We start from the raw sequence: 8,597 nt of genomic DNA, 5'->3' as shown, positions 1-8,597 counted from the left end.
CCACTGTGGCGCAAGCCGCGGCCCCGAGGAGCAGGACGGCGATGCAGGCGAGGGCGGGCGCGCCGCCGCGCTGACACAGCAACAGGGCGGCGAGCGTCGCCGCGCCGAGCGCGATCAGCACCTCACGCGGTTCGGTCCGGCTCATCACCATCCACTCGGCGAAGCCAATGATGCCGGCGGCGAGCCAGATCCCCGCGAAGGGCCAACCGCCATAGACGAGGGCCGCCAGGATCGCGGGTGCGAGCACCACGCCCGAGGCGACGCGCAGCCAGAGTTCGCGCCGCCCGGAGGGGCGGGCGACCGGGGTTGCGGTGGGGGTCACGCGCGTCTCGGCCTTCGCCTCAGACGTGCATGATCTCCTTCTCCTTCGAGGCCAGCACGCCGTCGATCTCGGCGATGTACTGGTCGGTCGCCTTCTGCACGTCGGCGGCCTGGCGCTTCTCGTCGTCCTCCGAGATGGCGCTGTCTTTCAGGAGCTTCTTGAGGTGGTCGAGCCCATCCCGGCGGACGTGGCGCACGGCGACGCGTGCCTCCTCGGTGTACTTGTGGGCGACCTTGACCATCTCCTTGCGGCGCTGCTCGTTCATCTCGGGGATGCGCAGCCGGATGGTCTGGCCCTCGGTCTGCGGGTTGAGGCCCAGATCGGATTCGCGGATCGCCTTCTCGACAGCGGTGACCATGCTACGGTCCCAGACCGAGATCGACAGGAGCCGCGGCTCCGGAACGCTCACGGTTGCGACCTGCGCCATCGGCATCGACGAGCCGTAGGCATCGACCTGGATCGGATCGAGCAGCGAGGGCGTGGCCCGTCCGGTCCGCAGGGATCCGAGATCCTTGGAGAGCGACGCGACCGCGCCCTGCATGCGGCGCTTGATGTCGTTGAGGTCGAATTCCGGTGTGGCCATGGTCGTGGTCCCGACAGATCTGACGTCGTCTTCTCGCCCGGTACGGGCAGTCGCGGCCTCAATGGCGGAATTTTCCCGGTGCCGCAAACCTCTAGGGCTGTCGGGTCAGGGCGCCACAAGGGTCGAGGGCGCCTCGCCGGACAGGATCCCGGCGATCGAGCTCGGCGGATGCAACGAGCCGACCACGATCGACAGCCGGCTCTCGCGGGCGAGCGCGAAGGCCGCGGTGTCCATCACCTTGAGGTCGCGGGCGATCGCCTCGTCATGGGTCAGGCGGTCGTAGCGGGTGGCGCTCGGGTCCTTCTTCGGGTCGGCCGAGTAGACGCCGTCCACCTGCGTCGCCTTGAGCACGGCGTCGCAGCGCAGCTCGGCGGCGCGCAAAACCGCGGCGGTGTCGGTGGTGAAGAACGGGTTGCCGGTTCCGCCGGCCAGAACCACCACCTGGCCCTTGTCGAGGTGGTGCAGGGCCGGCTGGCGGGCATAGGTCTCGCAGATCGTGGGCATCGACACCGCCGACATGGTCCGGGCCGGCACGCCCGCGGCGTTGAGCGCGGTCTCGATCGCCAGCGAGTTCATCACCGTGGCCATCATGCCCAGGGAATCACCGGTCGCTCGGTCGATCCAGCCGGCCGCCGAGATGCGGGCGCCGCGGATCATGTTGCCGCCACCGACCACGATGGCGATCTCCGCCCCGGACTCGATGGTGCGGGCGATGTCCTCGGCGAGCGCCGCCAGCGTCGGCGGATGGAGCCAGTAGCCGTCCGGGGCGGCCAGGGCCTCGCCCGACAGCTTGAGGAGGATACGGCGAAACGGCGTCGCTTCCGGCATCTCGATCTCCGGCTCCCCACCGCATCGCGCGAACCCGCGAGGCTTCTACGTCAGCCGCGGGATCGGCGTCGAGGGGCGGACGCCGATCCCGGCGGGGATCACGGGGACGATTTCCCACCGACACGCGATCGACGTGCAGCTTTGGCAGAGGAGCGGGGCCCGCCATCGGAATGGACGCCCGGGATTCCATGCGCATCGCACTCGTCATCAACGGCGCCTCCGGGGCGGTGGCGTCCGGCACGACGCCGGAGGCGATCCGGGAGAAGCTCGTGGCGGCCGGGATCGAGCCCCTGGGGGAGGCCGACCGCGGGGCGCCCCTGTCGTTGCGGATCGCCGCCGCCGCGTCGGAGCCCGATATCGATGCCCTGGTTGTCGCCGGCGGCGACGGCACCATCGCGTGCGCGGCCGCCGCCCTCGTCGGAAAGACGACACCGCTCGGCATCCTGCCGCTCGGCACGCTGAATCTCCTGGCCCGGGACCTCGGCGTGCCGCTCGATATCGATGCCGCGGTGGCAGCCCTCGTCTCGGGCACCCGGCGGCGGATCGACGTCGGTGAGGTCAATGGCCGCACGTTCCTGATCAACTCGGCGCTCGGCCTGCCGGCACGGGTCACACGGCACCGGGAGTTGCACCGCCGGCACCTCGGTCTCCGCAGCCTGCTGCGCTGGATCCTGGGGGTTCTGCGCCATCTGGGCCGCTATCCGCGGGTGACCGTGACCGGCACGATCGACGGCGTGGCGCGGACCTGGCGGTTCCGGCTGCTGGCGGTGGTGATCGGCGACTATGTCGAGCGGCCCGGCCACGTGCTGGTGCGGGCGCCAGTGGATGCCGGGCAGCTCACCCTCTACGTCCTGGCGCAGCTTTCCCTGTCGCGGACCCTCCGCCTCGCCCTCGGCTTCGCATTGGGCGACTGGCGGCGGCTGCCGGACGTGGAACGGCTGCCGGCCGCCAACCTCACCATCGCATCGGAGAGCCGGGCGCTGCGGGTCATGCACGACGGCGAGGTGATGCTGATCCCCACGCCGCTGCGCTACCGAATCCACCGACAGGCGCTGACCGTGATCGTCCCTCAGACGGTCGAACACCGGTGAGACGGATCAGCCACATATCCGACCTGCATTTCGGCCGGACCGACCCGGCCGTGGTGGAGGCCCTGGTCCACGAATTGAACGCCGATGCCCCGGACCTGATCGTGGCGTCGGGCGACTTCACCATGGCCGCGCGCCCATCGGAATTCGCGCAGGCCCGGGCCTTCCTCGGTCGTCTGGCACCGCCCTGGATCGGGGTGCCGGGCAACCACGACATCTCGCCGTTCCGGCTGGTCCAGCGCTTCGTGTCACCCTTCACGCGCTATCGGCACGCCATCGCGGTCGAGACCGAGCCGTGTTTCGAGGACGCCGAGATCGGGATCGTCTGCCTCAACACCGTGCGGCGCTGGGCGCCGGAGCCGGATTGGTCGCATGGCGTGATCCGCCGCCGTCAGCTTGCTCGAGCGGAGGTCCGTCTCGCGGCGATGCCCGACCGCTTGTTCAAGATCGTGGTCGGCCACCACCCGTTCCTGCCGCCGCCCTGGGACGTGGAAGCGCGTCGAGTCGGGCACGCGGATCGAGCCCTGGCGGTATTCCGCCGGTACGGTGTGGGGCTGACGCTCGCCGGGCACCTGCATCGGCATTACGCGCGCTACGCGGAAGCAGAGGGATCTATCCCCGAGATGCTCGGCCGGGCCCTGGTCCGATCACGCCCCAGGCGTCTGCTGACCGTTCAGGCCGGCTCGGCGACCTCGACGCGGCTGCGCGGCAAAGAGCCGAATTCCTATAATCGCATCATCGTCGCGGAGGGCTGCGCCACCGTCCGGGTCCGGTTGTGGGACGGGCGCGCCTGGGTCGATGCAGCGCCGGCATGACTGAAGCGGTCACGCCGGCGTCGCGTGTCAGCTACCGGCGAACAGCCCGACGGAGCCCAGAAGCGTCATGACCAGACCGGACGCGAACACGCCGATCATCAGGTAGGAAAAGGTTTTCAAAGCCATGGATGGCATGTAGCGCGGCCGTATCGAACTGCGTGTGCGCTGCAGCACGGGGCGTCGGGGATGACGATCCCACCGCGACCCGCGCGGCATCTCGATGCTCCGCGACGGGTGGAGATCCGCCCGTCCGTTCCCGGGCGAAGCAAGCACTTCAGTTCTTCGGAAGGCGCCGTCCGGACCTTCTAACCCGCCGTATCCGAAGATAGGCTCGCAACCCGGATCGCCACCGCGAAAGGATGCGCCGTGCCGGACGGAACGACTGCCTCGACGCCAGATGAACCGGACTACGACCGCCTCCTTCGGGCGAACCTCGAACGGGTGTTCAACGAACGCGACAGCGCCAAGCGTGAGCACGCGTTGGATGAGCTCTTCGTTGACGATCCGGTCATGTACGAGCCGGCGGACGTCGTCAGGAGGCGCGCCGCAATTTCCGCCGTCGCCGGCAAGCTCCTCGAGCAGTTCGGGCCAAACTTCCGCTTCGTGCCCGATGGCGCTGCCACCGGGCATCACGGGTTCGGCGTTCTGCACTGGCATGCCGGCCCACAGGATGGCCCGGTCACTGTCACCGGCTCAGACATCGCAGAAGTCGTCGAGGGTCGGATCAAGCGCCTTTGGGTCATGCTGGACCCACAGACACCATAGAGGCACGGGCTGAACGTCGGCACCGTGCACCAGATGCCGCGATGATCGCCCATTCGTGGGCCGTGGTCGATAGGCGTTGAGGGGACGGGTCGAGGCGGCCGCCGCCCGCGAAGGGCCAAGCGGCTGACGTTCAGATCGTAGCCCCCGTCCATAAAAAACCCCGCCCGGCTCTCACCGGACGGGGTCTTGGATTTCTGAACCCGGAGGTCCGAAAAGGATCAGGCGCGGCCGGCCTGCTGAGCGACCTCGGTGGCGAAGTCCGGGCCGTCTTCCTTCTCGATGCCCTCGCCCAGGGCGTAGCGGACGAAGCCGGTCAAGGCGACGGCGCCGCCGACCTTGCCAGCGGCTTCCTTGAGCACCTGGCTGACCGTCTTCGAGCCGTCGTGCACGAAGGGCTGCTCCAGGAGGGTGACCTCCTTGTAGTAGCTCTTCAGGCCGCTCTCGACGATCTTGGCGAGCACGTGATCCGGCTTGCCGGCGTTCTTCTCGCGCAGAATGTTGGACTCGCGCTCCAGGGTCGCGGCGTCGACGCCCGAGGCGTCGAGCGCCACCGGGTTGGTGGCGGCGACGTGCATGGCGATCTGGCGGCCGAGCGCCGACAGGGCCTCGACGTCACCCTCGGACTCGAGCGCCACCAGCACGCCGATCTTGCCGAGGCCGTCGGCGACCTGGCTGTGGACGTAGGAGGCGATGACGCCCTTCTTCACCTCAAGCTTGGCGACCCGGCGCAGGTTCATGTTCTCGCCGATCGTGGCGATCAGGCTCTGCAGCTTCTCTGAGACGGTCTCGGTGGCGCCCGGGAAATGGGCGGCCTGGAGACCCTCAAGCGTGCCGTCCGTGTTGAGGGCGATCTTGGCGGCCTCGCGGGCGAAAGCCTGGAAGGCGTCGTTGCGGGCGACGAAGTCGGTCTCGGAATTCACCTCGACGATCGCGGCGTGATGGCCGGCGGACTCCACGGCCACAAGGCCCTCGGCGGCGACGCGGCCGGCCTTCTTGGCGGCCTTGGCGAGGCCCTTCTTGCGCAGCCAGTCGATGGCCGCCTCGATGTCGCCCTGCGTCTCGTTGAGCGCACCCTTGCAGTCCATCATGCCCGCGCCGGTCTTCTCCCGGAGCTCCTTCACCATCGCGGCGGTGATGTTGGCCATGGCGGTCCCTTTCGTATGGTCTGGATGAGAGAGGCCCGGCACGCGGGTGAGCGGCCGGGCCCGATAAGGTTGGATCCGCGACACCCCGATCACCGGGGCGCCGCGAGGTCCGGAAGGCTTACACCGCGGCGGCGGCCTCGACGAAGCCGCGAGCCTGCGAGACCCACGAGTCGCGGTCGATGCGACCGTTGAGCTTCAGGTCGGAATCGACCTTGGCGACCTCCTCGGGCGTCATCGCGGCGATCTGCCAGTAATGGTAGATGCCGGCATCGTTGAGCTTCTGGACGATCTGCGGACCGGCGCCGTGAAGCTTGGTCAGGTCGTCCGGCGCGCCGCGCGGAGCGGCGAGCAGCTCGAAATGCTCGGTGGTCTCGGCGAGCATCGCCACGTCGGCCGGATCGAGCGCGTCGGACTCGACCGTGACGGCGGCGGCGTCGTTAGCCGGCAGCTCCTCGGCCTGCGGCTCCTCGGAGGCGCCCAGATCGATGCCCGACGAGCCTTGGGCCCGCGAGATGCCGTCGATGGCAGCCTTTGCGATCAGGTCGCAGTAGAGGGCGATGGCGCGGCCGGCGTCGTCGTTGGCCGGGACGATGTGGGTGATGCCGTCCGGGTTGCAGTTGGTGTCGACAATCGCGGCCACCGGGATCCCGAGGCGGTTCGCCTCCTTGATCGCCAGCTGCTCCTTGTTGGTGTCGATCACGAACAGCAGGTCCGGCACGCCGCCCATGTCCTTGATGCCGCCCAGCGCCTTCTCGAGCTTGTCCTTCTCACGGGACAGCATCAGGCGCTCCTTCTTGGTCAGGCCCGGGCCGCCGGTCTCCAGCGTCTCGGTGACCTTGCGCAGGCGCGAGATCGAGCCCGAAATGGTCTTCCAGTTGGTGAGCATGCCGCCCAGCCAGCGGGAGTTCACGTAGTACTGGGCCGAGCGCTTGGCGGCGTCCGCGATCGTGTCGGCGGCCTGGCGCTTGGTGCCGACGAACAGCACGCGACCGCCCTTGGCGACCGTGTCGCTCACCGCCTGCAGCGCCGTGTGCAGCGCCGGCACGGTCTGGGCCAGATCGATGATGTGGATGTTGTTGCGGGTGCCGAAGATGTACGGCTGCATCTTCGGGTTCCAGCGGTGCGACTGGTGACCGAAATGGGCGCCCGCCTCGAGCAGCTGACGCATAGAGAAATCGACGGCCATATCTTTGTACTCTCCGGTTGGATCCGCCGCGGAGGGATGCAGCCGCCCAAGAATTCGGGCGGCCACCGGAAGACGCCTCATTCAGGCATGAGGCCGGCTCCGCGTGTGGGATGGGCGGGCGCTTAGCAGAGGCCGGCGCCCGATGCAAGGATTCGGGTGACGCGCAAGGGGCGGCTCAAGGCATTTGCAACCTGTCGCACTAGGCTTTGGTAATGCCCCGTTGGCTGCCGTAGCATTCGATACGCTGAAGTTCGCCCGGACAATCCGGGACAAGGCCAAGCTTTCACCCGAGCGGGCTGAAGGTTTGGCCGATGCCATGGTTGAGGTGCTCCAGGGCGATCTCGTCGCGAGGGCGGATCTGCGTGCCGAATTGGCGGAGACCGGTGCCGAGATCGTGCGCCGGGTAGCCGGATTGATCGGTCTTCAAACCCTGACGATTCTCGGTGCCGTGGTCGCGCCCGCTGGATCGCGCCACTAATCCGGTATCCAGTCGGCAGGGTGCTTCAAGGGCCGGTAAACACCGCCGCGACGTCGGTCTCGTTCATCACGCGGTACCCCCCGGCGGGGAGGTCGGTCGGCAGGTCGAGCCCCCCGATTCGGTCCCGATGCAGTGCCACGACATGGTTGCCGACCGCCGCGAACATCCGGCGGACCTGGTGGTAGCGGCCCTCGGTCAGCGTGACCGCACAATGAGTCGGATCTTCCACCTCCAGCTGCACCGGCAGCAACGGCCGGTCCTCGCCCTCCAGCATCAGCGTGCCGGACGCGAAGGTCGCCGCCTCGGTGCCGTCGAGCGGCCGGTCCAGGGCGACTCGGTAGCGCTTCGCCACGTTCGCCTTCGGGGCGATGATCTTGTGCAGCAGCGCGCCGTCGTCGGTGAGCAGCAGCAGCCCCGAGGTCTCCTTGTCGAGACGGCCCACCGTGGAGAGCGGCGGATCGCGCCGGCGCCAGCGCTCCGGCAGCAGCCCGTAGACCAGCGGACCGGCCTCCTTGTGCGAGCAGGTCACGCCCAGCGGTTTATGCAGCATCAAGCACAGCCCCGGCAGCGGATCGACCGGTGCCCGGTCGATGGTCAGCCGCTGCGGGAGGTCGGGATCGAGGGCGATCCGGTCGCCGGCATCCGCCACCTCCGCGCCGTCCAGCAGGATCGCGCCGCCCCGCGCCAGATTCTGGATCTCTCGGCGCGATCCATAGCCGAGGTTAGCGAGCAGCTTGTCGAGTCGGACGGACTTCGTCGCCTTCATCGGCGCGCCTCGTAGACCCGGTAGCCTCCGGCCTGCACCCTGACCGCGACATCGCGGAAGGCCGCCCCCAGGGCGGTCTCGTACGGGAGATGCGCGTTGGCCACGAGCCACAGCGTGCCACCCTTCCGCAGCGCCTCGGCGGCCCGGGCGATGAAGGTACGGCCGAGCGCCTGGTCCTCGGTGCCGCCGTCGTGGAACGGCGGGTTCATGACGACGAAGTCGAGGCTCCCCGGGACCGTCCCGGCCGCCCGGATGTCGGCCCAGACGATCGTGGCGCGCGGGTCTGCGACGTTGCGATGCGCCATCTCGACGGCGCGGCGATCGACTTCGACCAGAGTCAGCGCCGTGACGGCGGGCGAGTTCAGGATCACCCGGGACAGAATCCCGAGGCCGCAGCCGAGATCGGCGCCCCGCCCCTTCATCGCCGGAAGGTTGGCCAAGAGGAGCGCGGTACCGGGATCGAGCCGATCCCAGGAGAAGATGCCCGGCTGCGTGCACAAGGCCAGGTTGTCGACGTGGCGGGGGCCGCCCTCGTCGATCGCGGCGGCGAGCCCGGCCGGTTCCGGCGGCCGAACCAGCGTGCAGATCCGGTGGTGGCGGCGCGGCTCGTCGGCCGCGGGG

12 protein-coding genes are annotated in these 8,597 nt (G+C 69.0%); 4 read left to right on the top strand and 8 right to left on the bottom strand.

The window, feature by feature from the left end:
• The 3 genes from FV228_RS13735 to pyrH all read right to left on the bottom strand — a co-directional run.
• Positions 1-322, bottom strand: a 322-nt coding sequence (locus tag FV228_RS13735; RefSeq protein ID WP_187277735.1) for a phosphatidate cytidylyltransferase, incomplete at its 3' end; no start/stop codon positions are given.
• A gap of 19 nt (positions 323-341) precedes the next feature.
• Positions 342-905: a ribosome recycling factor gene (gene frr / locus FV228_RS13730; RefSeq protein ID WP_147855135.1), complete on the bottom strand. Its 564-nt coding sequence runs from the start codon at positions 903-905 to the stop codon at positions 342-344.
• A 105-nt stretch (positions 906-1,010) separates the two neighbouring features.
• Positions 1,011-1,733, bottom strand: a complete 723-nt coding sequence (gene pyrH, locus FV228_RS13725) for a UMP kinase (RefSeq protein ID WP_147855134.1) — start codon at positions 1,731-1,733, stop codon at positions 1,011-1,013.
• Between the two features lie 188 nt (positions 1,734-1,921).
• Between pyrH and FV228_RS13720 the strand changes: the two genes are divergently transcribed.
• Entirely contained in the window at positions 1,922-2,824 is a 903-nt protein-coding gene (locus FV228_RS13720; RefSeq protein WP_147855133.1) for a diacylglycerol kinase family protein, read from the top strand.
• On the top strand, positions 2,821-3,636 hold the full coding sequence (locus FV228_RS13715; RefSeq protein WP_147855132.1) for a metallophosphoesterase: 816 nt from the start codon (positions 2,821-2,823) through the stop codon (positions 3,634-3,636). The genes FV228_RS13720 and FV228_RS13715 overlap by 4 nt, the downstream gene beginning before the upstream one ends.
• Before the next feature lie 27 nt (positions 3,637-3,663).
• On the opposite strand, the gene FV228_RS33095 is transcribed toward FV228_RS13715, so the two are convergent.
• Entirely contained in the window at positions 3,664-3,810 is a 147-nt protein-coding gene (locus tag FV228_RS33095) for a hypothetical protein (protein ID WP_187277736.1), read from the bottom strand.
• A 192-nt stretch (positions 3,811-4,002) separates the two neighbouring features.
• On the opposite strand from FV228_RS33095, the gene FV228_RS13710 reads away from it, so the two are divergent.
• Complete coding sequence (locus tag FV228_RS13710) at positions 4,003-4,401, top strand: nuclear transport factor 2 family protein (protein ID WP_147855131.1); 399 nt, start codon at positions 4,003-4,005, stop codon at positions 4,399-4,401.
• A 218-nt stretch (positions 4,402-4,619) separates the two neighbouring features.
• On the opposite strand, the gene tsf is transcribed toward FV228_RS13710, so the two are convergent.
• Both tsf and FV228_RS13700 read right to left on the bottom strand, forming a co-directional pair.
• On the bottom strand, positions 4,620-5,546 hold the full coding sequence (tsf, locus tag FV228_RS13705) for a translation elongation factor Ts (RefSeq protein WP_147855130.1): 927 nt from the start codon (positions 5,544-5,546) through the stop codon (positions 4,620-4,622).
• Between the two features lie 118 nt (positions 5,547-5,664).
• A complete protein-coding gene (locus FV228_RS13700; RefSeq protein WP_147855129.1) occupies positions 5,665-6,732 on the bottom strand; it encodes a 30S ribosomal protein S2 in 1,068 nt (355 codons plus the stop codon).
• Positions 6,733-6,952: 220 nt separating this feature from the next.
• Here FV228_RS13700 and FV228_RS13695 point away from each other — a divergent pair, with 220 nt between their 5' ends.
• Complete coding sequence (locus FV228_RS13695; protein ID WP_147855128.1) at positions 6,953-7,210, top strand: hypothetical protein; 258 nt, start codon at positions 6,953-6,955, stop codon at positions 7,208-7,210.
• Positions 7,211-7,235: 25 nt separating this feature from the next.
• On the opposite strand, the gene FV228_RS13690 is transcribed toward FV228_RS13695, so the two are convergent.
• Both FV228_RS13690 and FV228_RS13685 read right to left on the bottom strand, forming a co-directional pair.
• The gene (locus FV228_RS13690) at positions 7,236-7,976 is read right to left on the bottom strand and encodes a pseudouridine synthase (protein ID WP_147855127.1); all 741 of its coding nucleotides are present in this window, start codon (positions 7,974-7,976) and stop codon (positions 7,236-7,238) included.
• A partial coding sequence (locus tag FV228_RS13685; RefSeq protein WP_147855126.1) for a class I SAM-dependent methyltransferase occupies positions 7,973-8,597 on the bottom strand: 625 nt, incomplete at its 5' end. The genes FV228_RS13690 and FV228_RS13685, both read right to left, overlap by 4 nt.

The organism is Methylobacterium sp. WL18 (assembly GCF_008040015.1).
Lineage (GTDB): Bacteria > Pseudomonadota > Alphaproteobacteria > Rhizobiales > Beijerinckiaceae > Methylobacterium > Methylobacterium mesophilicum.
The sequence above is the reverse complement of the archived record's forward strand: the minus strand, read 5'-3'. Positions and strand labels throughout refer to the sequence as shown.

Bases quoted from the DNA above. Each gene is read 5' to 3' on its own strand.
- frr (WP_147855135.1), bottom strand. From the start codon at position 905: ATGGCCACACCGGAATTCGACCTCAACGACATCAAGCGCCGCATGCAG.
- pyrH (WP_147855134.1), bottom strand. From the start codon at position 1,733: ATGCCGGAAGCGACGCCGTTTCGCCGTATCCTCCTCAAGCTGTCGGGC.
- FV228_RS13720 (WP_147855133.1), top strand. From the start codon at position 1,922: ATGCGCATCGCACTCGTCATCAACGGCGCCTCCGGGGCGGTGGCGTCC.
- tsf (WP_147855130.1), bottom strand. From the start codon at position 5,546: ATGGCCAACATCACCGCCGCGATGGTGAAGGAGCTCCGGGAGAAGACC.
- FV228_RS13700 (WP_147855129.1), bottom strand. From the start codon at position 6,732: ATGGCCGTCGATTTCTCTATGCGTCAGCTGCTCGAGGCGGGCGCCCAT.
- FV228_RS13690 (WP_147855127.1), bottom strand. From the start codon at position 7,976: ATGAAGGCGACGAAGTCCGTCCGACTCGACAAGCTGCTCGCTAACCTC.